This is a genomic window from Coleofasciculus sp. E1-EBD-02 (genome assembly GCF_040218245.1).
Classification (GTDB): domain Bacteria; phylum Cyanobacteriota; class Cyanobacteriia; order Cyanobacteriales; family Coleofasciculaceae; genus Coleofasciculus.
In genome coordinates, this window is sequence record NZ_JAVJQN010000207.1 from 25,693 (window position 1) to 51,853 (window position 26,161).

Sequence of the window (26,161 nt, forward strand, 5' to 3'; positions counted from 1 at the left end):
TCAGGAGCCAGTTTACTGGAAGTCGCCTATCGAAACGATCTACGGCAATCTTGTCGGTTTAAAGCCTAGCCAGCTTAAACAACTGCAACGCCTCTATCACCAGCGCTTACCAGGCGATCGCTTGACCACACCGGAATTTGCCCAACGGTTAGCCGCGATTAGCGCTGATATCAAACAGCCCTTATGTACTTACCTGAATCGTCGAGGACAGGTGATTCGAGTGGGAGTGGGAACCCCAACGCAAACCAAAATCCCACCCTTGGAGTTACCCCGCTATGGTGCAGAACGGTTGTGTGGGATTCGCTGTATCGCCACTCAACTCAAATCCCATACCCCGCGTAACGCTGACTTAACCGCCATGGCGATTCAGCGCTTGGATGCGTTAGTCATGCTAACCGTGAGTGAGTCAGGATTTGAACGGCGGGGGGGAGGCGCAACCGGATATGTGAACGAAACCTATTTAGCCCACCTGATTCCTGTTACTCAGTCATCGAAACAAGACACCGAGGGTCAACCGAGTTGGCATTTATCCCCAGCATTAAGTTTAGATCTGTTGACTAAACAAGATTTCTTTGATTTAGTCGAAGGACTTGAAGCCGAATTTCGCCGCGAATTCATTGCTCAACATGTCGATGTTGATCAAGATCGGGTGTTGATTGTCGGGTTAATGACAGGGAATATGAGTAAGGGACAGTTTGAAGACGGGTTAGCCGAAATTGCCCGACTGGTGCAAACCGCCGGAGGGGAAGTATTACAGACGATGCGACAGAGGCGATCGCAACCCCATCCTCAAACCGTTGTCGGCGCGGGAAAAGTGCAGGAAATTGCCCTGACGGTGCAGACATTAGGGGCGAATCTAGTCGTATTTGACCGCGACTTATCCCCCGCCCAAGTCCGTAACTTAGAAGCCCAAACCGGGGTACGAGTCGTCGATCGCACGGAAGTCATATTAGACATTTTCGCCCAACGCGCCCAATCCCGTGCCGGGAAATTACAAGTCGAATTAGCCCAATTAGAATATATGCTGCCGCGCCTCACGGGTCGAGGTCAAGCCATGTCTCGGTTAGGCGGTGGAATTGGCACTCGTGGACCCGGAGAAACCAAACTGGAAACCGAACGCCGTGCAATTCAGCGCCGAATTGCCCGATTGCAACAAGAGGTAAACCAGTTGCAGGCACATCGATCGCGGATGCGACAACGACGCCAAAAACAAGATGTACCAACGATTTCTGTTGTGGGTTATACAAATGCAGGCAAATCGACGTTGTTAAATACATTAACGAATGCCGAAGTCTACACCGCTGATCAATTGTTTGCCACCCTTGACCCCACTACCCGACGTTTACCGATTACTTATGCGGAGACGGGGGAAGCGATTACGGTTCTGCTAACCGATACCGTGGGATTCATTCACGAATTACCACCCCCCCTCGTCGATTCCTTCCGCGCCACGTTAGAAGAGGTGACAGAAGCCGATGCGTTAATTCATCTGGTGGATTTATCCCATCCGGCGTGGCAAAATCATATTCGTTCAGTCATGTCCATTTTGGCAGATATGCCCGTGACACCGGGACCGATTCTAGTGGTATTTAACAAGATTGACGAAGTAGACAGTGAAGCCCTAGTCTTAGCCCAAGACGAATTTCCCCAAGGGATATTTATTTCAGCTAGCAAACGGTTAGGACTAGAAACGCTGCGGCAAAAAATAGCCCAGTTAGTGGATTATGCGATCGCACCGCAAATGTAGATGAGGGAGATGGGGGAGATTGTGTAGGGGCGGGTTTCACTACTATCTTTTTGGTTACACCCAGATGTAAATAAACCCGCCCCGACTTCACGTAATGACGAATGACGAATGACCAATGATAAATGACCAATGACCAATGACCAATGACCAATGACACAATATAATTTTACAATTATCGGTGGCGGAATAGTTGGCTTGTCTACGGCATTAGCAATCGGACAACGCTACCCTGACTGTAAGATTTTAGTCCTGGAAAAAGAGAACCGTTGGGCATATCATCAGACGGGCAATAATAGTGGTGTTATTCATTCGGGGATTTATTATAAACCAGGCAGTTTTAAAGCAAAATTTGCCCGTGAAGGGAATCTGTCTATGGTCAAATTTTGCCAGGAACATGGGATTCCTCATGATGTTTGTGGCAAAGTGATTGTGGCGACAGAATCTGAGGAACTACCGTTGCTGGATAGTCTCTATCAACGGGGATTAGAAAATGGGTTAACAGTGAAGCGAATTAGTCCGGAAGAGGTGGCAGAAATTGAACCTCATGTCCGTTCGGTTGGTGGAATTCGCGTGACGGCGACGGGGATTGTCGATTATCGGCAAGTGTGTGAAAAGTATGTGGAATTAATTAGCGCCCAAGGGGGAGAACTGCGATTAAATACCACGGTGCAAAATCTGCGGGAAACGCCTGACGGTTTAGTCGTCGAAACCAATCAAGGAGAATTTGAAACGGGGATGGCGATTAACTGTGCCGGATTGCAGAGCGATCGCGTGGTGAAATTGGGTCAGATGCAGCCTCCAGCTAAGATTATACCGTTTCGGGGGGAATATTACGAATTGAAGCCGGAGAAGCGATATCTGGTGAAACATCTGATTTATCCGGTTCCGAATCCGAATTTCCCCTTCTTAGGCGTCCATTTTACCCGGATGATTGATGGTGGGATTCATGCGGGTCCAAATGCGGTGCTGAGTTTTAAGCGAGAAGGGTATAAAAAGACTGATTTTGACTGGGGAGATTTTGTAGAGATTATCACGTTTCCAGGGTGTTGGAAATTGGCACAAAGCTATTGGAAAATTGGCGTGGACGAAATCATTCGTTCCTTTAGTAAAGCTGCATTTGTTCGCAGTTTGCAACGGCTGATTCCGGAGATTCAATCTGATGATTTAAGTCCCACTCATGCAGGCGTTCGCGCCCAAGCCTTGATGGAGAATGGTCAATTAGTGGATGATTTTCTGATTGTCGAAGGACATAAAACGCTGCATGTCTGTAATGCGCCCTCTCCAGCGGCTACCGCTTCCCTGGAAATTGGACGTGCGATCGCGGATCGGGTTAAGTTTTAAGTGTAGTGGCGTGGCAATTTGATGAATTAGAACCGTAGGGGCGCACTGACGTGCGCCCTTTTACCCACCAATGTGCGCCCGATTCCATGGTAAAATCTCTTCCACAATGTTAGCTATGCTATGCCAATATCGTTCAATAATTAACTTCAAACAAAGAATAAAAAGATTTGCACACCATTTTAAATTATTGTAACATTACTCTCCATTCTTGTCGTCAATGTAGGTTAATATCAGAGACAAGAGGAAGCTAAAAATTTGAAGATCTAGGTCAATTGTCGTAAACCGTTCAGGACTCAATCAAATAGACCAACCTGACCAATGGCAAACCTGAATAATACAGCGCTTTGCGCTGTAATAAAGTACAGTAAATAAAAGTCCCCCTTTTTAAGGGGGATTTAGGGGGATCGACAATGTACCGCATAGCAGAGCAAACTGCTGTATCTCCAAGTTCTGGAATGGATAGATATAGAGTGTATCGTTGAACACACCTTATTGAGTTAGGCGAGTCATGACAAATAAGCTCTCACTTCTGAGTCAGTATGTCCGATCACTCACACCATTGACAGCTCTTGCTGTTGCTGTAGAAATCAGTTTTGGCGCCACCGCCGCACAAGCCCTACAATTTAACTTTAGTCCGTCTTCAGGGACATCTCAACAGGCGATTGATGGATTCACAGCGGCTGGAGATCTTTGGTCTGATCAATTCACTGATGATATTACCGTCAACATTGACATTGGTTTTGAGTCGCTGGGTTCTGGCATTTTAGGTCAGGCGAGTAGTAATACAGTGGGGAGTCGCTACTCTACTGTTCGCAATGCCTTAAGTAATGACCGATTATCTACGGATGATAATACGGCGGTCGCCAATTTGCAAACCGGTTCGTTTCTTGATTTTCTGACGACCGATCCATTTTCGGGTAATACGATCAGGGATAATAATTCCAGCGCCAATAATTATTATCTGGGTATTAATCGGGCAAATGCCAAAGCCCTCGACTTACTCAGTGGGAACAATAGCTCGACTGATGCAACAATTAAATTCAATAGTGACTTCAATTTCGACTTTAATCCCGATAATGGAATTAGCAGCAATGCTTTTGATTTCGTGGGAATAGCGGCTCATGAAATCGGTCATGCATTGGGGTTTGTCAGCGGTGTGGATATTGTAGACTATTATTCCAAAGATGGACCAGGCGCTCCGTTATCACTTGATCCCTACAGAATCTTCAGTCCACTGGATCTGTTTCGCTACTCTGAAAATAGTGCCAACCAGGGTATTCTGGACTTAGCCGCCGGAAGCAAGGCGTATTTTTCCATTGATGGAGGGGATACAAACCTGGGTTTATTTTCCACGGGTAGCTATAACGGAGATGGACGCCAAGCTAGTCACTGGAAGGATAACCGCAGTTTGGGAATCATGGACCCGACAGCAGCACGCGGCGAACGTTTAAGTATTAGTGACTTGGATTTGCAAGCCTTTGATGTTATTGGTTGGAATCTGACAGGTAATAGCAGCAATAGTACAGGTTCAGCGAATAGTCTTCTGAGTACATCCACGGATAACCCGGGTTCCGATATGGAGAATTTTGCCGTGGCTAATTATTTGACGAGTGCAGATGATGCAACCTCAGTACCTGAACCTACCTCTGTGGTTGGGTTAATCGCGCTGGGTGTAGGATTCGGGTTACAACGGTGTTGGCGCGATAGTCGTTAACTGTAGCGTTTTCCCCAGTAGGGGCGATCCGCTGTATCCAATTCACATCACCCAACCCTTAATTTTATCGGGTCGCCCTGTATCAAGTATTGAGAATTATTTGACACCACCTACCTTTGGACAAGGGCGAGTCGAGACAGGTTAATTCTGACACCGCCTACGATGTGCAGCGACTCGCCCCTACAGAAGGAAACTTAACAAAATCTAGGGCTAAAGCCCTTACTACGAACGAAGGAACGAAATGACTGCTTATGTCACTAAATACCGCTTCAGAAAATGTTCTAGGGATTCCATTTGTAAATTGTAGACCGACTCAATTTCAGTAATTTGTTCTGTCGTACAGAAAAACTCATTCGTGATTAAGGTTCGCAGTGTATTTAAGCCATTGCTAATTTTGGGATTAACCAACTCTAACGCCGTTTTTACCCCATCAAAGACAAATAAGGGCGGATTAATAATAATGGGGTCTCGATTAAACACACGACCAAAAATATGAGGGATATCTTCCCGTTGAAGAATATCGGGTCCTCCTACCGGAAAAATTTGATTGTGTGCGGCTTCAATGCTAATCGAATCAACGGCAATTTTGGCTAAATCATCGGTACTCACAATAGATGAGCGATGTTTGGGATTCCCGTTGAGCAAATAAACCCCCGTTTCCCGAAATCGTTCCGCTAGTGGTAAAAGATTAGAGGCAAAACCAGAGGGGCGAAGAATTGTATAGGTGATATCACTCCTTTGTAAATACTTTTCCGTGGCTCGTTTCGCCTTAAACACGGGTGCATTTTCATACTCTCGTTCTGCACCTAATACTGAACTATAGACAAATTGCTTAATTCCCAGCACTTTTGCCTGATCAATCAGTTCTCGATTGGCGCGATAATCGATGGCTTGAGCATTCCCTCCAGACCCATGAGCGCTAATAATATAATCAACTCCCTGACAGGCTTTTTCGATGTCTCTATCGTCGCGCAAATCGCCAACAAATATTTCCGCGCCTCGGTTTTCTAATTCCTTGTAATTTGACGATAACCGGACAAATGCCCGCACAGGTAATTCCTGTTCCCGTAACACCCGGATAATCCGGCGTCCTAATCCTCCAGTAGCGCCTGTTACTAAATACATAAAAACCTCTTTTGCTTATTTTATGGGTTAAGATAAAGGGCGACCCGATCAAATTGAGTGGATTGGAGTTGTTCATTGATGCAAGCGGGTCGCCCCTACAGATTTCCCCTTTTTGCCATTCATAACCCGCGATCGCACGAGAATCTCCTAACTCTCAAACTCAACAATCACTGGTGCATGATCGCTCGGTTTCTCCAGGGTTCTGGGTTCTACATCAATCCTACAACGGGTTGCAGCTTCATAGAGCTTTGGCGTGAGATAATGATGGTCAATCCGCCAACCTCGGTTACGGCTAAACCCACCATGGCGATAATCCCACCAGCTAAAATGACCCCCGTCTTGAGTAAACTTGCGAAATGCATCCCCTAACCCTAGCGCCAACACCTCCTCTAAGGCTTGGCGTTCTGCTGGCGATGCCATAATATGCTTGTCTTTATTTTTGGGATTATGAATATCTCGGTCATCGGGCGCAATGTTAAAGTCCCCACAGATACAGAGTTCATGGGATTGAGTATCTAAGAGCGATCGCACATACTCCTGTAACAGTTTTAACCAGCGCAATTTATACTCATACTTCTCACTTCCCACCTCAGCACCATTGGGAACATAGAGATTAATAATTCGGATGCCATCCAGGATACCTGTAATTACCCGCTTTTGCTCATCCAATTCTCCCACCTCCTCTGGCGTCAACACTCCCGTAAACCCCATACTCACTGCTTCTAAAGGTTTACGGCTAAACAACGCCACCCCGTTATAGGATTTTTGCCCGGACACATAGAGATGATAGCCTAAGTCTTCAAAGGGCGATCGCGGAAATTGTTCATCAACGACTTTGGTTTCCTGCAAACACAGCACATCCACAGGATTGTCTGTTAACCACTGACAGACATGATCTTGGCGGGTGCGAATTGAGTTGACATTCCAGGTAGCGATTTTCATATTAATTCTATAATCTTTTCAATTTTACGGCTTTTGTCTCTCCTTGACAGACCCAAGCGCCCCAGAAGTAAGGATGGGCGAGGGGTTGATCGGTTTCACTCAATTGTCGAGTCTGGGGTAATGCTTTCTCTAATTCCGCTAAGATGCTACGACCGAATTCAGATTCCTGTAACTGTTGAACCGTAATTGTGCGAATATAATCTTGAGCCTCTTTTAATGCCACACGTCGTCCTATACCCTGACGCAGATTGGATAAGAAGCGATTCATCAACAAAGCCGTCGCGCGATCGGGAACTGACCAAAGGCTCATGATTAAGGTTTTGGTTCCGGCTATGGCAAAGGCGCGACGCAAGCCGAACACTCCTTCACCGAGTTTGACATCCCCGATTCCAGTTTGGCAGGCGGAGAGGATAGCGAGTTCGGTTTCCCAGAGATCAAGGGCGGCGATGTCTTGGGCGAATACCATGCCTTTTTCAGCGGCGGCGGGTAAGGGTTTGCCTGCTAGCCAACGGTTCGCGCCCGCAAAGGCGAGGGCGGAACGTAACATTGGGTCTTCGGGATCGGAGGTTGAGGGGGTTTGGGGGGATTGAATGATTGCCTTAATTTGGGGAATGAGGGTTCGCAACTTGTGAGCAGGATTGGGGTTTCCTTGTTTGGTGAAGATGGTGGCGGCTGTTTCGATTTTCTCTAGTAATGTCTCGTTGAGCAGCTTGTGGTTATGGTATAAGATAGTCGCTTCTTGTCCATTGGGGCAAGTGAGTAGGGCTAAGATTAAATTGTCATAGTCTGGCTGTTGCATGGATTTGGAGAAATAGCCGTGGGTGGCGATTAATAGGAGTTCTGGGGATTGGCAATGGGTGAGGTGAGAGGCGAGGGCGTCTTTGCCAAAGTAGGGGGGGATGTTGAAGCGTTGGGCGATGCTTTCTCCCAGGCGGCGGGTGCCTTCGGCGCGTTGGAATGGGGAATTGGTTAGGGTTTGTAGGAGAGTGGCGATTGAGTTCTGTTCATTAGGGGAGACAGAGGGCGGGTTTTGTTGAGAGGTTGGCGGTGTTGAGGCTATGTTATCGGCTAAACCCGCCCCTACAGGTGTTTCGATGGCTATGTTATCGGTTAAACCCGCTTCTACAGGTGCTACGAGGTCAAAATCGGGGTCAGCAATAATTAAGGGGGGAGAGGATGGGCGATTGGTTTGAATTTTAGAGCGCAAGATATCTCGCCCACCGCTCAGATAACTGATGGCGTACTCGTCTCTTAGCAGAGTTTCTCCTGTCTCATCACTAGGGAGAAGGTCAAAGGGTAACAGGTTTAAATCCCCATCGGGGGCGAGGAATAGGGGTTGGTTGGGCTGCAAGTAGGGGCGAAGGGGGGCAAAAATTCGATGCTGTAATTCTATGCCGTTGATGGGTTGGGGTTGTTCGTCTGCTTCGTCTTCCTCGTCCTCTCCTCCCATGTCTAGAGATTGCACCGCTTTTACCTTATCAGAGACATCACGGCGAAAGTCCTGTATCAGTTGGTCAATTTCTTGGGCTGCGCCTAAGTATCGCATCTGCACGTTATCGGGTTGTCCGGCGGGTAGGATAAATGCTAGATAACGGGCGGGTTTAACTTGAGAAGTGTAAAAATCAAAGACATTAAAACAGACAAACTCGATTAAACTGCTACCTTCAGGTAGTGCTAAGGCGACGGTGTGACAGTCAATTTGTTGGTCTTGGAGTTGGATTTCTGGGACTTGGGCGGTCAGTTGTTTCTGTAGTTGGTTCTGTTCCCTTTGCAGTTGGGGAATCAGGTCAGGTCGAGGTTCGTGATAGATATAGTGGATAATCTGGTCGCTGAGTTGTCGCAGTTTCGTAAACTCCGATTGCAGATGGGGATAACGCCCACTATGGATGGCTTGATTGAGGGCGGCGGAAGCGGCGGCGGTGAGGCATTTGCGCTGGAGGATTAAATCGAGTGCGGCTTGGATGGCGTGGGGAGAGTTGGGGAAATACTTATAGATGAGAGAGAGGAATACATCGAAATTATGTCTGACCGTTTGCAGGAAAGCAAGGCGATCGCTTTCCGAACTGTAGGTAAAGGCTTGGTAAATTAAACGGTTCTCGATTGCCATTGCCTGTTTCATGTAGTCTAGCGCTTGATCATAGCGCTGGGTGGCAGCGAATAATGAGGCTAAATTATTGAGATTGATGGCAATATCAGGATGATTGCTAGTAAATAGTTGTTGACTCATTGCCAAGGCTTGCTGATAAAAGGATTCCGCTTCGCCTAGTTTTCCCTGTAATTCGTAGAGATGAGCTAAATTATTCAGACTTCTAGCCATATAAGGATGGTTACCAACAAACAGGCGCTGATTCATTGCTAAAGCTTGCTGATAAAAAGATTCTGCTTTGGCTAGTCTTCCCTGTGATTGATAAAGATAAGCTAAATTATTCAGACTTGTAACTATATCAGGATGGTCATTAGCAAACAGGTGCTGCCTCATTGTGAAGGCTTGCTGTAACAGGGGTTCCGCTTCGGCTAGTCTTCCCTGAGATTGGTAAAGATAAGCTAAATTATGCAGACTTTGTGCCACATTTGGATGGTCATCAGCAAACAAGCGCTGTGTTATTGCCAGGGCTTGCTTTAACAAGGTTTCTGCTTCGGCTAATTTTCCTTGGGATTTGTAGAGTAAAGCTAAATTATTTAAACTTTGTGCCACATCAGGATGGTCATCAGCAAATAAGCGCTGTCTCATGGCTAGGGCTTTCTGATATAAGGGTTCCGCTTCCGCTAATTTTCCCTGAGCATGGTAAATATAAGCTAAATTATTCAAACTTTGTGCCACATCAGGATGGTCATCAGCAAATAAGCGCTGATTCATTGCCAGAGCTTGCTGAAACAAGGGTTCCGCTTCCGCTAATTTTCCCTGAGCATGGTAAATATAAGCTAAATTATTCAAACTTTGTGCCACATTTGGATGGTCATCAGCAAATAAGCGCTGTCTCATGCCTAGGGCTTGCTGATACAAAGGTTCTGCTTCTACGAATTTTCCTTGAACATTGTAAATAGAAGCTAAATTATTCAGACTCGTGGCAACATTGGGATGATTACTGACAAACAGGCGCTTATTTATTGCCAGGGCTTGTTTTAACAAGGGTTCTGCTTCTACAAATTTTCCCTGAGATTTGTAGAGTCCGGCTAAATTATTCAGACTTGTAGCTATATCAAAATGGTCATTAGCAAACAGACGCTGTCTCATTGCCAAGGCTTGCTGATACAAGGGTTCTGTTTCGGCAAATTTTCCCTGAGCATTGTAGAGATAAGCTAAATTATTCAGACTTGTAGCCACCTTGGGATGATCATCGACAAACAGACGCTGATTCATTGCCAGGGCTTGTTTTAACAAGGATTCTGCTTCCCCTAGTTTTCCCTGAGATTTGTAGAGTGCGGCTAAATTATTCAGACTTATCGCCACATCAGGATGGTCATCAGCAAACAAGCGCTGTCTCATGGCTAGGGCTTTTTGATATAAGGATTCCGCTTCGGCAAATTTTCCCTGAGCATTGTAGAGACAAGCTAAATTATTCAGAGTCGCAGCCACATTGGTATGGTCATTTCCCCACAGTTTTTGGGCTAATGCCAATCCCGCTTCAGCTAGACTCACGGCTTGAGCAAATTGACCTTGATTATAGAGTTGGAGAACTTGCTGATTTAGTTGTCTACAGCGTAATATCTGCTTGAGTCTCACGAATCTTATTACTAATGTTCGCAATCTATTCAAAACTCTCATTGTCTACTCTTTTTAATGATGTGATTGATTCTTCTAGTTTCCCGATTTCAATTTCCGTAGTTGTCGAGTGTGTTAGTGAAGGGTAACGTATCCTTAAAGGCTTTGGTGGGTTACGGCGGATTGTTCCGTTTCCGGTTATGTGCCATAGTTTTGTTCCCGCCTAACCCACCCTACCGATACCGAGACTTAGGAGTGTTTGAATTAGATTCAAATAGTCTTGAATTCGTTGTTTGTCCATGGTTAATAATTGTGTAGGGGCGCAAGGCTTGCGCCCTGTTTTTCGATGTGTTTGTGAAGGGTAACTTATCCCTTAAAGGCTTTGGTGGGTTACGGCGGATTGTTCCGTTTCAGGTTATTTTCAATAGTTTTGTTCCCGCCTAACCCACCCTACCGAGACTATCTTGCTCCCCTCTCCCGGCGTGGGAGAGGGGCTGGGGGTGAGGGGTTTAGTTTAAGTTGACACGGACAACCCAACCTCAATTACACCGTCACCTGATACGCCATCCGCAAAAGTTGGGAGTCGCGGTCATCCTTTACATAGTCCAATAACCCTGTTAAATGCCCTTCCTGCAATTGTAATAATGGTTCACCCGGTTCCGGTAGCCAGTCTAACTCGGGTAAATTCCGGGTAATGACTGCTACAATTTCCTCCCAACCTGTCGAACCTGTTAACTTAAAATACCGATGACGAGAACTGGCTAAGGGTAACGTTATTCTTCCTCCTGAATGTCGCCATTCTGGTGCAAATCCAGAGGGACATAAACACCAGATTTTCCCCGATGTGCCTTTTTCCAATAGGAGTAAATAGCCCGCCTGTTCCAGATTAATGTCTAAGCGGATTTTACTTTTTAACGGAATCGATATGGGGGCGGTTGCGTCAATTTCCGCCTCTCCCATCTCTAACCCTAACGGCAGTTTCGGATTTAATGAGACAGGCTGCAATTTATCATTGAGCAAAATCGGCTGCATTTTATTGGTTGGCTTGGCTTGTCCCCAAAGTTCCTGCCAAAGTTGCTCACAGGTGAGGGGAATGATACGGCGCTGTTTGACCCATTCTGGATACAACTCCTCGCGCAAATAGCGCTTGGCTATTTTCCACTTCCCCTTGGTGCTTCCCTGGTAATCACAGCCTTGGGCTTCAAACTTGTCACAAATGGCGATTAAATGGTCGCGGAGAATGGTTGCTGGATTTGACCCATCACTGGTTCCTTCTAGTAATTCAGCCTCTAGACAAAAGGCGATATCTTTATTGGTGGCATTGCTATTTTTATCCTGGAAGCGTGCGAGAAATACATCCCAGGTTTTGCCAGATAAGCCGAGGCGAGTGGCGATGGCTTTGAGGAATTCGTCCTCATGGATGTCATATTTGGGTAGGTTCATGATTGTCACCGATTCTGTGGCTTTACCCCGATTATAAATAGGTAAAATTGACCTGGAAACCCCGGTTCTACTTCGATCTACATTCTTCTATTTCCGGAACGGTTAACATGTAGAGACGTTGCATGCAACGTCTCTACATGGGTTGGTGAAGGGGGAAGGGTTTGTGGGTGGAATTGGTTTTAGAGACACGGGTTGGGGTGACGGCGAGACTTGTAACAGGCTAAAGCCCGTACTACGAACTACGAACTAGGAACGGGTTCCCCTTCTCCCTCGATGGGAGAAGGGGTTAGGGGATGAGGGTGAATCGATCTATTTGAGTCTACTTTTTTCCACACTATTGCCAGCATTTCAGGTCTAGCGTAGAGGAAATAACTAGAAAGGACAACACTATGAAAACGACAAACACCTCAACCATTCCGATGACAGCGAATCAACCTGACGTTTTACCCGCCAATTCCCGAACCCTTCTGGTTAATGGTGGCGTAACCATTTTAGCTATCGTAGCGCTAACCTATTTCACGAAAACGTTAATTGAATCAATTGCAAAACTTTTAGCACTGAAGCATCCGCCACAATAATCATTTTAACCTTTAACTCCTATTAATCCTCATGAGAGGTAGGGCGGCAAATGGATATAATTTCGGATAAATAACCTCAAAGTCTACTAAGCCGGAATTGAGAGCCGTATTCAAAACTGTATAATCCACAGGGCAGACACTCAAAAGCGTTAACGTTTGAGTCAAGATTTGCCTGGTTTGTTCAAGATTTTGTGTCTGCCGTTTACAGATGTAAAAAATATCCGTTGCACTGGATGCACTAATTAAACCTTCTATGCATTCGGCAGCAATTGCCTCAAAAACTTCACTAGCTAACTGAAAAAATGGCTCCCGTTCCAGAAAGAAATCGAGAATAATGTTTGTATCCAGAAGAACTCTCACTTGAGGTACTTCTCCACTAAGCGGTCTTCTCGCATCAACTCAATATCTGTATCGGTTAGAACTGGCTGACCGGGTTTTTTCAGACAACCTCGTAGCTGATTAACAAGGGTGCGACGTTCCGATTTTGATGGGTGTCTAACTTTCAACGCTTGAACTAAGGTTTCCAGCAGAACGAATTGTTCTTCAACAGATAATTGGTAAATAGCTCGCTGTAGCTCTGGTAAGGTCATAGCTGTGATTCAAGAACGTTTGTTCAAGGGGTAAGGCAACGGGCAATAGAGAATACACAATTTAAATGGATATTAGTAGAGACGTAGTATGCTACGCCTCTACCATCACTTACAAGACTGACGCAGCACCACCATAAGTTGGTCAAGGTGCGTTACGCTACGCTAACACACCCTACTGGCGTGACACAGCTAAAATGGTGGGATAGATTTTGGCGATTTTCTGGGCGCACGCCATGCGCCCCTACAATTCTAATCCACCAAATAAGGTGTGCCACGCCACTACTGGACTGACACAGCTAAAATAGGACTTTGTTTGTAGTGAGAACTTTAGTTCTCTCACGCCTAGCTGGAGAGGGCTAAAGCCCTCACTACGTACCCAATCTATTGCACCATTTTAGTTGAGTCACGCCACTACAAATCGAGGCTTTGCGTAAGTCCTAACTTAAAACAGCGTCAAAATGTACAGCAGGGTAAACAGAATAATCCAGATGATATCGACAAAATGCCAATAAATTTCTGCCATTTCAATGCCAACGTGCTTGGTTTCACCGTAATGTCCGGGACGACGGGAACGCCACAAGACACCGAGAATCAGTAAAACCCCGACGGTGACGTGCAAGCCGTGGAATCCGGTCATCAGATAAAAGCAGTTAGAAAACACATTAGTAGTCAGACCATACCCCAATGTGAGATACTCATACACCTGACCGCCTAAGAAAATGACGCCCATAATCGCGGTAATGATATACCACAACCGCATCCCGGAGACATTATTCTTTTTAATCGCCACATCTCCGTTATGGATGACAAAACTACTCGACACCAGAATAATCGTGTTAATCGCTGGAACTAAGAGTTCCACTTCTGTGCCTTCGGGGGGCCAGGTTGCGGATACGCCTCTATAAATTAAGTAAGAGGCAAACATCCCACCAAACATCAGGGATTCAGAGGCAAGAAAAACTATTAGCCCCAAAACCCGATAATCGGGATGTTCCTCATGTTCCGCCACCGCCCCCTCAGCCGAGGCTTCTGGGGTAGAGGAGACTTGATATTCGTCAATTGTTGAACCTTGCATACTATTTTCCTAACTATCGCCATCTACATGTAGAGACGTAGCATGCTACGTCTCTACATTAACCTTACTTCGCTTCTACAGCAGGTTCTCCCGATGTCGGCGCACTGGGATTGAGACCTTTACCATTGCGACCATTCATGCCATAAGCATAAGGACCATGGGTTAATACAGGTAAGACTTCCCAATTTTCGATTTCAGGTGGTGAACTGGTTGTCCATTCCAGGCTCAAGGCATCCCAGGGATTATCACCCACCTTGGGTCCATACATCCAGCTCCAGATTAAATTAATCGCGAAGGGAACCACCGAGAACCCTAATAGAATTGCACCGAAGGTACAAAGCTGATTAATCGCCGTGAATTGGGGGTCATACATGGCTACCCGGCGGGGCATTCCTTGTAAACCCAATTGATGCATGGGTAAAAAGGTAAGATTCGCCCCAATAAAGGTGAGAACAAAGTGAACTCGCCCCCAGGTTTCGTTGTACATCCGACCCGTAATTTTGGGGAACCAGTGATACATTCCGGCATAAAGACCAAACACGGAACCGCCAAAGAGAACATAGTGGAAGTGCGCCACAATGTAGTAGGTATCGTGGACATGAATATCAAAGGGTGCGGTTCCCAGAGTGACGCCACTGAGTCCGCCCAAGACAAACATGCCTAATAAACCGATCGCAAACAGCATTGGCGAGGTGTAACGGATTTTCCCCTGCCAGAGTGTCGCCACCCAGCTAAAGATTTTCACACCCGTCGGGACTGCCACAATCAGTGTAGAGATGGTGAAGAACATCCGCATCCAGGGCGGGGTGCCACTGGTAAACATGTGGTGTACCCAGACAAATAGACCGACGATACAGATGGCTAGGGATGAATACGCGATCGCCTTATAGCCAAAGATCGGCTTACGGGCGTGAACCGGAACCACTTCCGACATAATCCCGAAAATCGGCAGAATCATCAGATACACCGCCGGGTGGGAGTAGAACCAGAACAGGTGTTGATACACCACCACATTCCCCCCAGCATCGGGGCGGAAGAAGCTAGTGCCGAAGTTGATATCAAATAACAGCAGGGTTAATCCAGCCGCTAACACGGGCGTGGAAAACAGGGCTAATATCGATGTGGCTAAAATCGCCCAACAGAACAACGGCATCTGATCCCAGCGCATACTGGGGACGCGCATTTTGAAGATGGTGATGATAAAGTTCACCGAACCCAAAATTGAGGAGGTTCCCACCAAGATAATGCTGAGAATCCACATCGATTGAGCGGTATTGGCGGTAATCAGGCTCAAAGGTGGGTAGGATGTCCACCCCGATTGAGCGCCGCCGAAAAAGAAACTGCCTAACAGCAACGCCCCCGCTGGAGGAACCAGCCAAAACGCGATCGCATTCAGTTTCGGGAATGCCATATCTCTGGCACCAATCATCAACGGGATCAGGTAGTTGCCAAACCCCCCAATTGCCCCCGGAACGACCCAGAAAAAGATCATGATCGTGCCGTGATTGGTCAGAAAAGCGTTATATAGATTGGGATCAAGTAAATCTGAATCAGGGGTATACAGTTCAGCCCGCATGGCGACTGCCATTAATCCCCCGATCAAATAAAACACGAACGAGGTAACTAGGTATTGAATGCCAATGACCTTATGGTCAACATTAAACGTGAAATAGTCATACCACTTCCATGCCGTTGGATGGGAACTGTGGGAAGTGGCTTGAGATTGAGGTGCAGTTTCGGTTTGGGTCATCAGAATTTCTTGTGACAACTAAAGCAGCCTGTCCAGATGGACAACTGGAGTGTGATGGGCTTCTGTTTAGGATTCATGCATTGAGTGTAACTGGGTTAACGTTTTTTCATCAACGCCCAACTTCGTCGTGTAGGGTTCCAGAAACTCGGACTCGGATAAATCAGCCGGGTTCACCGCCACGGTTTGATTCGGGTTTTGCTGCTGGGCAATCTGATTTTCCTTGAACCAAGCCTCATACTCCTCTTGGGTATGAACAATAAGCTGGGTTCGCATCGCACCGTGGTAACCCCCACAGAGTTCAGCGCAAACCACAGGATAGGTTCCAGGTTTTGTGGCAACAAACCGCAGTTCCGTTTCTTGACCGGGAATGGCGTCTTGTTTGAGGCGGAACTGAGGCACCCAGAAGGAGTGAATCACATCTTGGGCGGAGATGTTCAGTTGCACGTCTTTGCCAACGGGAACGTGTAATTCACCAGCAACAATGCCACTATCGGCATAGTTAAAGATCCAAGCAAACTGTAAACCCGTGACATTCACCACCAAGTCAGCCGCTTGTCCTTGCCGTTTAGGTGCGGCACCAAAGCCGTATTTAGCCCCCTTGGGTGCGGCTTCATCGGACTCCATCCCCTCCGCATCAGCCACTAAGGGTGCCGCGATCGCACTTCCGGGCATACTCGCCATTTGCGCGGGGGTATCGGCTTTAACCAAGTTCGGTTCAAAACCGCCCATGTCTCGATAAACTTCGACGCTGTAGATCCCTAGTCCAATCACGATAATGGCAGGAATGGCTGTCCAAAAGGCTTCTAAGGGCAAATTACCGATGATGGGTTCAGCATCCGTATCATCCCCCTCGCGTCGCCGAAAGCGAATCATGGCAATCACAATCGCCCCTTCGACGACCAAAAACAGGGCGGTGCCGATAGTCATCATCACGTCAAAAAAGTCATCGACTAACGGCGCTTGTTCTGATGCCTGTTCTGGCATCAAGCCGTGGTTTTGACCAACCCACAAACTGACCAGGGTGATAACGACACCAGCGGTCAGCGTGATAATAGTAGTTGGTACTTTTTCGTTTTCCATAGCTTATCTCCTCGGCAGCAGCAGATCTCCACCCAGGTTGGGTGAAGTCGCTGTCTGATTCTATCTTGACTATCATCGATCCTAGTTCACATTTCTTTATAGCGCTTGTTTGGAGAAGGGATTCCGGTGCAGGGGTGCAGGGGTGCGGGGGTGCAGGGGTGCAGGGGTGCAGGGGTTTAGGGGTGTAGGGGTTTAGGGGTGTAGGGGTGCTGAGGTGCAGGGGTGCAGGGGTGCAGGGGTACAGGGGTGCAGGGGTGCGAAAATTCTGGAAGAGAAATGTTTAGATGTAGGGGCGGGTTTAGGGACAATTGTAGGGGCGGGTTTAGGGAATCAATTCAGCTAGTCACCGATAACTGTCGAACAAAACCCGCCCTCCCCACCGATAACTGTCGAACAAAACCCGCCCTCCTCACCTATAAGGGAACAACAAAACCCGCCCTCCTGAACTTAAACTTAAGAATAAAACCCGCCCATTCCCCCAGCACAAGGCAATCAATTAATCCAAAACCGGACAACAAAACTGATTAAATTCCCAACCGCGATCGCACATAAAAAATGTCGGGGTGAAAGGGTGGGGCAGGGCGGGTTTTGTAGAAAGGTTATTGGTTACTCCATTAATGTTGTCCCTAAACCCGCCCCTACACAGATTTCTAGACTTAATAGAGTTAGGTTTATGTCCATCCACCTAACCAATGGACTGACACAGCTACAATTGTGAGCCGATATAATGGCACGATAAGACAAACCAGGGTGGATTAAACCGTTGCTTTAAAGAATTTTTTAGGAAAAGAAGACTGTGCTGGACTCATTACAAACTATTTTATCCTCCCGTAGCTACATGCCCCACGGGAATTGTTACCTGTGGCAAACTCCCTTGGTGGGATTGCATGTTGCCAGTGATGCGCTGATTGCGATCGCGTATTTCTCGATTCCGGCGATGCTGATTTACTTTGTCCGCCAACGCCGGGATATTCCTTTCTCTAGAGTCTTTGTTTTATTCGGTGCGTTTATTATTTTCTGTGGCATCGGACATCTGTTTGATATTTGGACACTTTGGTACGCCGATTACTGGATATCGGGACTTGAACGGGCTTTAACCGCCCTGATATCTTGTTATACAGCGCTACGATTAATCGATTTACTGCCCCAATTCCTCGCCCTACGCACCCCGGAACAATTGGAAGCAATTAACCAGGAATTACAACAGCAAGTGGCACAACGACGCCAAACCGAAGAAACTCTACGCGCCATTGTTGCAGGTACAGCGTCGGTTACCGGAGAAGACTTTTTTGCCGCCTTGGTGCAGAATCTGGCAAAATCCTTACATGTTCCGGCTGTCGTCGTCGCCGAGAAAATCCGCGATCGCGAACCGGGATGGCACAGTCTGGCTTGTTGTTGCATCACATCCTGTCAGGTTTCCCAGTTACAGCATACCTCCTCTGAAATTATTCCCCAAACTCAACAGAGTGGTAACCATGCTGACAATTGGCAGCAACTTTTCCCCGATACAACGGATACCGAACATGGCGTGGAGATTCCCTTACTCGACGAAAATCAACAGGTGATTGGGATGCTGGGTATTTGTGATGTCAAACCCTTGTGCATCACCAATTTAGATCAAGCGATGATGAACGTATTTGCCGCCCGCGCCGCCACAGAATTGCAACGGAAATGGGCAGAAGACGAAAAACATCGCGCCTACGCAGCCTTAGAATTTCGGGTTGAGGAACGCACCGCAGAATTAGTGGCAACCAACGCCGCCTTAGAAACTGAAATTCAAGAACGGATTGCCGCTGAAGCCGCGATCAAATTGATGGCGCAGCGGGAAAAAACAATTAACCGTGTCATCCAGCAAATGCGTCAAAGCTTAGATTTAGACGCCATCTTTAAGGCGACAACGGCTGAATTACGACACGCCATTGACTGCGATCGCGTTCTGATTTATGAGTTTAACCCCGATTGGAGTGGGGCAATCGTTGCCGAATCCGTTGCCCCCGGTTGGCAGGCTTTACTTCGTGACGGTAAAAAATCCTCTACCTTTGCCCAAACGACAACGGTTAATCCCCGGTGTCTTGCCACTCAATTAACGGGTACATCTGGCTTGTTTCAAGACACGTATTTGCAAGAACAACAGGGTGGAATCTATCGCCAAAAGAACACCTATTGCTGCGTCTTTGATGTTGAAAAAGCTAACTTTTCCGAATGCTATCTCAACTTGCTCAAACGCATGCAAGCCCAAGCCTATATCATCACCCCCATTTTTTGCGGTCAAAAACTGTGGGGACTTTTAGGCGTTTATCAAAACAGTAATCCTCGACAATGGCAACCCGCAAAAGTTCAAATTGTTACCCAAATTGGTAATCAGCTTGGCGTCGCCGTTCAACAGGCTGAACTCTTTGCCCAAACCCAAAACCAAGCCATCGAACTTCAACAGGCAAAAGAAGCAGCGGATGCGGCAAATCGGGCAAAAAGTGAGTTTTTATCCAATATGAGTCACGAACTCCGCACGCCCATGAATGCGATTTTAGGATTTACGCAACTCATGCAGCGCGATCAATCCTTACCCGCCCAGAATCAAGGTTACATGGAAATCATTAATCACAGTGGTGAACATTTACTGGAGTTGATTAATGATGTCTTAGAGATGTCAAAAATTGAAGCGGGGCGGATAACCTTAGCGGAAATTGACTGTAATTTACATCAACTATTGCGCCGTCTGGAATCCATGTTCCAACTCAAGGCAAAGTCTAAAGGGTTACGCTTAAGGGTTCAGCGAGACGATACTGTTCCCCAATGGATTAGAACCGATGAACATAAACTACGCCAAGTTTTAATTAACTTGCTGAGTAATGCGATTAAATACACAGAAAACGGTCAAGTCACCCTAGAGGTATGGAGGGTTAGTCAGGGTAAAACCGTGAACCTGGGATTCAAAGTAGCGGACACCGGACCCGGAATTGCTAAAGAAGACATGGATGAGTTATTTCAAGCCTTTAAGCAGACCAAACTTGGGCAAAATACCTACGAAGGAACCGGGTTAGGATTAAAGATTTCTCAGCAATTTGTGCAATTGATGGGCGGTGAAATTACTGTCACAAGTGAACTGGGACAAGGAAGTTGTTTTCAATTCCAAATTCAGGTAGAATTAACGGAATCTATCCCCGATACCCCAGCCTCTGATTTCAAGGAGGTGACGAGATTAGCCCCAGGACAAACCGCCTATCGAATTTTAGTGGTTGAAGATCATCTGGTAAACCGCCAGCTATTGGTAACGCTGTTAAAGGAGGTGGGTTTTCAGGTTAAATCGGCAGAAAATGGACAAGTCGCGATCGCGCTTTGGCAACAATGGCAACCTGAACTGATTTTCATGGATATGCACATGCCAATTATGGATGGTTATCAAGCCACTCGACAGATTAAACAGTCGAATTTTGCCACGATTCCGCCGATTATTGCGATTACCGCCAGTGCGTTTGCCCATAAGCGAGATGAATGTTTAACCGCCGGATGTGATGCGTTTATCAGCAAGCCGTTTCAGCGGGAGGAAATTCTAGAAATTCTGAGTCAATATTTAGGGGTGGAGTATTCCAAGAACACAACAGGCGAAACGGTGTCTGATGCTACTGATGCCAGCGTATCTCCATCGGATTATACTCTAGATGCCAATGATCTGACGATGATGTCATCCGAATGGATTGAGCAACTCCACTACGCGGCAAGTTCTTGTAACGATGGGTTAAGTTTAAGCTTAATTGATCAAATTCCTGAGGAACAATCTCAACTCATTGAGGCGCTAAGTGAGTTAGTGGAAACCTATCAATTTGATCAATTAATCACCTTAACTCAACCCAGTCCAAGTCAGAGTGTAAACCAATACTGTTAGGTGAGAGATGAAGAAGAGTAGGGGCGGGTTTTACCACTAACGTTTCGTTTTGACCCGGATATAACTAAACCCGCCCCGACCTCACCATTCAATTATCACAAATGACCAATGACCATAAATTCATCGCCGATATCCTCTAAATCCGTGAAATCAGTGTCACTAACCTTTCACTTCCCCACCCCAATCTCTCCAATAAATCCGTGAAATCAGTGTTTTGACCAATGACCAATGACAACAACTTCATCGCCGATATCCTCATTGTTGACGACAAACCCCAAAATATTAAATTTTTATCGGATTTCTTATCAGATTACAACTATCAAATCCGCAAAGCCATTAATGGTGAAATGGCGTTAAAAGCCACGCGGCTGCTTCCCCCAGACTTAATTCTCCTGGATATCAATATGCCCGGATTAAGTGGCTATGAAGTTTGTGAACAACTCAAAGCTGATCCGAAAACAGGTTCTATCCCAATTATTTTCCTGAGTGCGTTTTCGGATACTGAGACCAAGGTGAAAGCCTTTCAACATGGCGGTGTTGATTATATCACCAAACCCTTTCAACTCGAAGAAGTTTTAGCCCGAATCCAAACCCAATTAAACCTTAAACACCTGCAAAGTGAACTCGAACATCGTAATAAAAAACTCGGAAAAACCGTAGACGTACTGCAAAAAACTAAAACGGCTTTAACCACATCAGAAGCAGAACTTCGCGCCTTATTCCACGCCATGACTGAACTGGTGTTAGTCTTGGATTCCCAGGGGCGCTATCTGAAAATCGCCACACCCAACCATGAGTTGATATATCAATCTCCTCAACTAGCCGTAGGCAAGACACTCCATGAAAGTTTACCCCAACCCCAAGCCGATTTAATATACAGTACGATTCAAAACGTATTAGAACGCCAGGAAACGATTGGAATTGAATATAGTCTCCAGTTAGAAAACGGCAGAATAGACTTCTCTGCCAAGATTTCTCCCCTATACCAGGATAGCGTTATAGTGGTGATGCGGGATATTAGCGATCGCAAACGCCGCGAAGAAGCCTTACAACTCATTGTTGAGGGAACCGCCACCAAAACAGGGCGCGAGTTTTTCGACGCTTGTGTTCGCCAACTTGCCGAAATTTTGGCAGCCCGTTATGCGTTTGTTACCGAATGTCTAGATTTTAAAAAAAAGCGAGTCCGCACATTAGCCTTTTGGCAGAACGAGAAATTTGTCAAAAATATTGAATATGACTTGCTGGGAACACCCTGTCAGGAAGTGATTCAAAATAACAAATATTCTTGCTATTCTGACAATATTATCGCGCATTTCCCTGATGATCAAGATTTAGTGGACTTAAAAGCAGAAAGCTATGCGGGAATTCCTTTAACTGATTCCATGGGGAATGTCATTGGTCATATTGCTGTCCTAGACACTCAACCCATGCTCAAGGATGAAACCCGGGAATTAGTCTTAAAAATATTTGCCGCTAGAGCCGGAGCTGAATTAGAGCGTCAAATTACGGATATTGCCCTGAAAAAAAGTCAAGAGCGTTCTGAAGAATTATTACTGAATATTTTACCCGCTCCGATTGTTGAACGCCTGAAAAAAGAGAAAACGGCGATTGCCGAACAATTCGCTGATGTGACGATTTTGTTTGCGGATATTGTCGGCTTTACCCCATTATCAGCCAAGATAAACCCCACGGAAATGGTTGACTTACTCAATGAAATTTTCTCAATTTTTGATCAATTAACCGAGCAACATGGGTTAGAAAAAATCAAAACCATTGGCGATGCGTATATGGTTGTCGGTGGATTACCCGTCTATAAAGCCAATCATGCTCAAGCCGTGGCGCAAATGGCGCTAGATATGCGAGACGCGATCGCCCGTTTTCAAGAAAGCTATGGTGAACAGCTACAAATCCGCATTGGTGTAAACAGGGGTTCAGTTGTCGCAGGTGTGATTGGCACCAAGAAATTCATCTATGATTTATGGGGAGATGCGGTTAATGTTGCCTCTCGCATGGAATCATTAAGTTTACCGGGTAAAATTCAAGTCACCGAAGCAACCTATACCTGTTTAAAAGAGCAATATCGCTTTGAACAACGGGGAAAAATTGCCGTTAAAGGAAAAGGAGAAATGACCACGTATTGGTTATTAGAATCATTAACGAAAAATCCTCCATTACCCAATCCAGCAGCCTGAGCTGTAGGGGCATTGGTGTCAACTTTAGGTGAAAAGCACGACTGGCAAGTATTTCACCCTCATCCCCTAACCCCTTCTCCCTTCAAGGATACTGCTGGCGAATTTAACATTCTGCCCTAGAATGACCGAAATACGTTAGAGCGGCTAACGATTTTATTGGATTTCACGCTCTTTTGTAACATTCGCCAGCAAAGTCTTCAAGGGAGAAGGGGAACTATCACATAAAGACGCTTCCAAAGTACCTTTGGAATACCCCTCACCCCCAGCCCCTCTCCCCAGGGTGGGAGATGGGGGTGAGGGGTTGAGAATGGGCAATACCGTACCCTTACAAGGCTCCTTTCACCTCTGGCGATGTTGCTACTTGATAAACTAGCGTGACTTTATGTTGAGAGTAGGGCGCGAGGGTCAATTTCCAGGTACAAAATCCATCATCATCGGCTTGAATTCCATTGGTCGTTTTTTTCGTTAAAACCTTCACCTTGACTTGCTCTAATTCTGACACCGGAACCCGCTCTGTTATTGTAATTTCTCTCGGTTCTGCCGCAATATTAGAGAGAAATAACTGGGTTTGCGTAATCACTCGTTTCCACTGGGTTAGATGGTCTTTTTCTTGTTTTTTCGTTTGGGTACGCTGCACCCGCATGGCTTCATCAGAACCCCATCCCAAGGCAAATTTTTCTCCGGGGGCGATGAATCCAATGGCAGTTTTGCCGACAAATTCTGATGAACGTACTAAGTCCACTGGTCCAGCGAGAATGGGACAGGTTGATGAATTGGTTTGTTGGCTTTTGAGGACAACTTGACAGGAGAGTTCTGGCATTAAGATATATTCAATCTCAGCCTTGGACTCAAAGGATAAAATTGGCACCCGATAAGGACGACCATCAGAGGGAATCGTGGCTTTTTGGTTAGGGCGAAGTGTCCGGACTTCGCCGCCATCATCAACACCAGGTAGGTTGACTGAATTGGTCGTTTCTCTCTGCGGAGTGGTGACACCTATACCCAGTCCAGTGGTTTGAATTTGCTGATTTCGAGTTTCAACAATAATTTGTTTTGATTTTTCTTTGACATTTAATTTGTCATCGCTTAAAAGAGGGGGTTCAGTCCCCAGAGATGCGCGGGCAGTGGAAAAGATTAAATCAACATTAGTCCAGTCTTCACCTGTATTTTGCCAGACACACCCATCCATCCGAAAGGATAGGGTAGCTGGTGATGAAGAAGCGTTAGTTGGGACTAGCAGACGGGCTTGATGCCAAGGACGCCATAAGGCATTGGGAACGACATAATCGAAGGTAATTTCATAGTCTCCGGCTTCAGAAATCATTACATCGGATTCAATCTTGGCGGTGTAAATTGTATCGGGACGCGATAGGGATTGGAGGTGAGTGGTTATGTCATCAATTTGCCGTCTGAGTTGTGCTTGATGTTCACCGCTGCTTAAGATTTCTGTCCGCAATTCACGGAGTTGTTTAAACAGGGTTTGCAATTGTTCCCGCCAGGTTTTGGGATCAATTTGTCCCCAAACGGCATCAATGGGTAATTCTTGTAAGGCTTTGCTTAAGATGGTATTGACTTGTTTAAAGGAATACTTCTGATGGTGAGAGTCTTCTGAAATGATGGCGAGGCGATCCTGGTGCGATCGCAACTCGTTATACAATGGTTGAATGTCTTTGGGTCGTTCTTCGTCCTTGACTAGCATCTGGCGACGAACGCGGACATCATTAATTCTGGCATTGTTATAGTTTTCTGCAAATTCTGCCCGCAGGGATTTATCGGAAAGTACGGGGGCGACATTTTCTACAGTGATGCGCCATAATCCTGATGTTAGATTGGCTTTGCCCTTGCGTTGCACTAAGGCGCGGTCTTCGAGTAGAGTAACGAGGGTGACAGGGGCGTCGAGGGTTAGGGATTGAATGTTTTGGTTCGGTGTAATTGATGGCATGGTTTATCTGGGTGGACTATAGTGTAGTGTCGGAACTTTTTTGGGCGGTGTAATGGGGGAATCTATGATAATTGTTCAACGCAGAGGGGCGCAGAGGGTTTCGCAGAGGGGCGCAGAGGGGGTTAAATGATGGGGATGCATAAGATTTAATACTTAATACTTACCCCCATCGCCAGATTTATTTAGCTGCGCCTAACTATTCCCGTCGATTGCCACCGATTAATTCGTTATCGGCGTAGGTTTTAATGGTGTACTGTGCTGATAATTTTGCTTGTTGTTGACCGGGGATTTTTATCCGCCAGCGATATCCGCCTCGAATGGGTTTTTCTCGTTCTTCTTGTTCATATTTATGCCATTGAGGGGAAACTTTACCAAGTTCTACATCAACTTTTTCTCCTTCCTGGGGTACAGGGATACGTTCTCGGATCTCAATCCGTGCTTCGTTGGGTAAACGGTTAGCAATGTCAATTTTAAGGTGGTGACGCAGTTCGTTGAACGCAACTAATAACTGACTAGAACGTTTTTCCTGATATGTCGTGTTTCGAGCCACTTTTATCCCTTGTTCGACGCCTAACCCAAATTCAATTTCTCCCAGGGTGGGTACGGTTGGTAATGTTGTGGATAAGATATACTCACCATCGATATAAACATCAACTGAACCGCTTAAAAGTGGGGCGTCTAGGGGATTACGCAGTTGGGCGATTCGGAAAACATTGGTATCTTCACGGGGAACGACAACATAGCGCAGGTTGACATCGGTACTTTGGCTAGTTAGTGCTACGGAATGAAATAGTCCATCTGAAGGAACATCCACCCGTCCATCGGCAGAATAGGCATAATCAAAGGAACCTGCGGCATCACGTACTGATATCCCACCAGGCGGTAATGGGGTAGACAAACATTGGCGGGATTTTAATATAGCCTGATCGACGATTTCTAGGACATTGAAGGTTACCACAAACTGCTGTTGCTTAAAGAGTTCTAGATAGACTTCCTGCTGGTTTTGAAGCAGTAATTTACCTCGCTTATTGGGGTCATCTGCGCCGGGAAGTCGCA

At 46.3% G+C, this 26,161-nt stretch carries 17 protein-coding genes; 6 read left to right on the forward strand and 11 right to left on the reverse strand.

The window, feature by feature from the left end; translation table 11 throughout:
• The first annotated feature begins 28 nt into the window (after positions 1–28).
• The 3 genes from hflX (at position 29) to RIC07_RS32550 (ending at position 4,802) form a co-directional block, all read left to right on the forward strand.
• Positions 29–1,747, forward strand: coding sequence for a GTPase HflX (hflX, locus tag RIC07_RS32540; RefSeq protein ID WP_446398153.1), 1,719 nt, complete (start codon positions 29–31; stop codon positions 1,745–1,747).
• 150 nt (positions 1,748–1,897) lie between these two features.
• Positions 1,898–3,088 (forward strand): L-2-hydroxyglutarate oxidase, encoded by a 1,191-nt coding sequence (gene lhgO / locus RIC07_RS32545; RefSeq protein ID WP_446398138.1) that lies wholly within the window; start codon positions 1,898–1,900, stop codon positions 3,086–3,088.
• A 508-nt stretch (positions 3,089–3,596) separates the two neighbouring features.
• The gene (locus tag RIC07_RS32550) at positions 3,597–4,802 is read left to right on the forward strand and encodes an NF038122 family metalloprotease (RefSeq protein ID WP_446398139.1); all 1,206 of its coding nucleotides are present in this window, start codon (positions 3,597–3,599) and stop codon (positions 4,800–4,802) included.
• A gap of 249 nt (positions 4,803–5,051) precedes the next feature.
• Here the strand turns inward: RIC07_RS32550 and RIC07_RS32555 are convergent, their stop codons facing one another.
• The 4 genes from RIC07_RS32555 to RIC07_RS32570 all read right to left on the reverse strand — a co-directional run bounded on the left by RIC07_RS32555 (position 5,052) and on the right by RIC07_RS32570 (position 12,015).
• Positions 5,052–5,927 (reverse strand): SDR family oxidoreductase, encoded by an 876-nt coding sequence (locus RIC07_RS32555; RefSeq protein ID WP_446398140.1) that lies wholly within the window; start codon positions 5,925–5,927, stop codon positions 5,052–5,054.
• A 147-nt stretch (positions 5,928–6,074) separates the two neighbouring features.
• Positions 6,075–6,869, reverse strand: a complete 795-nt coding sequence (gene xth, locus RIC07_RS32560) for an exodeoxyribonuclease III (RefSeq protein ID WP_446398141.1) — start codon at positions 6,867–6,869, stop codon at positions 6,075–6,077.
• A 7-nt stretch (positions 6,870–6,876) separates the two neighbouring features.
• Positions 6,877–10,593 (reverse strand): tetratricopeptide repeat protein, encoded by a 3,717-nt coding sequence (locus RIC07_RS32565; protein WP_446398142.1) that lies wholly within the window; start codon positions 10,591–10,593, stop codon positions 6,877–6,879.
• Positions 10,594–11,115: 522 nt separating this feature from the next.
• Positions 11,116–12,015: a DUF4384 domain-containing protein gene (locus RIC07_RS32570; protein WP_446398143.1), complete on the reverse strand. Its 900-nt coding sequence runs from the start codon at positions 12,013–12,015 to the stop codon at positions 11,116–11,118.
• 389 nt (positions 12,016–12,404) lie between these two features.
• Here RIC07_RS32570 and RIC07_RS32575 point away from each other — a divergent pair, with 389 nt between their 5' ends.
• Positions 12,405–12,593, forward strand: coding sequence for a hypothetical protein (locus RIC07_RS32575; protein WP_446398144.1), 189 nt, complete (start codon positions 12,405–12,407; stop codon positions 12,591–12,593).
• Between the two features lie 12 nt (positions 12,594–12,605).
• On the opposite strand, the gene RIC07_RS32580 is transcribed toward RIC07_RS32575, so the two are convergent.
• The 5 genes from RIC07_RS32580 to RIC07_RS32600 form a co-directional block, all read right to left on the reverse strand.
• On the reverse strand, positions 12,606–12,953 hold the full coding sequence (locus tag RIC07_RS32580) for a type II toxin-antitoxin system VapC family toxin (RefSeq protein ID WP_446398145.1): 348 nt from the start codon (positions 12,951–12,953) through the stop codon (positions 12,606–12,608).
• Positions 12,950–13,183 (reverse strand): hypothetical protein, encoded by a 234-nt coding sequence (locus tag RIC07_RS32585; RefSeq protein ID WP_044208174.1) that lies wholly within the window; start codon positions 13,181–13,183, stop codon positions 12,950–12,952. The genes RIC07_RS32580 and RIC07_RS32585 overlap by 4 nt, the downstream gene beginning before the upstream one ends.
• A gap of 442 nt (positions 13,184–13,625) precedes the next feature.
• Positions 13,626–14,258 carry a cytochrome c oxidase subunit 3 gene (locus RIC07_RS32590; RefSeq protein ID WP_446398146.1) on the reverse strand — a complete coding sequence of 211 codons (633 nt, stop codon included), beginning with the start codon at positions 14,256–14,258 and terminating at the stop codon, positions 13,626–13,628.
• A gap of 64 nt (positions 14,259–14,322) precedes the next feature.
• Positions 14,323–16,008 (reverse strand): cytochrome c oxidase subunit I, encoded by a 1,686-nt coding sequence (gene ctaD / locus RIC07_RS32595; RefSeq protein WP_446398147.1) that lies wholly within the window; start codon positions 16,006–16,008, stop codon positions 14,323–14,325.
• Between the two features lie 66 nt (positions 16,009–16,074).
• Complete coding sequence (locus tag RIC07_RS32600) at positions 16,075–17,088, reverse strand: cytochrome c oxidase subunit II (protein WP_446398148.1); 1,014 nt, start codon at positions 17,086–17,088, stop codon at positions 16,075–16,077.
• Positions 17,089–17,884: 796 nt separating this feature from the next.
• Between RIC07_RS32600 and RIC07_RS32605 the strand changes: the two genes are divergently transcribed.
• Both RIC07_RS32605 and RIC07_RS32610 read left to right on the forward strand, forming a co-directional pair.
• Complete coding sequence (locus RIC07_RS32605) at positions 17,885–20,971, forward strand: ATP-binding protein (protein WP_446398149.1); 3,087 nt, start codon at positions 17,885–17,887, stop codon at positions 20,969–20,971.
• A gap of 221 nt (positions 20,972–21,192) precedes the next feature.
• Positions 21,193–23,163 carry an adenylate/guanylate cyclase domain-containing protein gene (locus tag RIC07_RS32610; protein ID WP_446398150.1) on the forward strand — a complete coding sequence of 657 codons (1,971 nt, stop codon included), beginning with the start codon at positions 21,193–21,195 and terminating at the stop codon, positions 23,161–23,163.
• Positions 23,164–23,488: 325 nt separating this feature from the next.
• Here RIC07_RS32610 and RIC07_RS32615 read toward each other — a convergent pair whose 3' ends face one another.
• Both RIC07_RS32615 and RIC07_RS32620 read right to left on the reverse strand, forming a co-directional pair.
• Positions 23,489–25,105: a mucoidy inhibitor MuiA family protein gene (locus tag RIC07_RS32615; RefSeq protein ID WP_446398151.1), complete on the reverse strand. Its 1,617-nt coding sequence runs from the start codon at positions 25,103–25,105 to the stop codon at positions 23,489–23,491.
• A gap of 196 nt (positions 25,106–25,301) precedes the next feature.
• A partial coding sequence (locus tag RIC07_RS32620) for a DUF4139 domain-containing protein (protein WP_446398152.1) occupies positions 25,302–26,161 on the reverse strand: 860 nt, incomplete at its 5' end.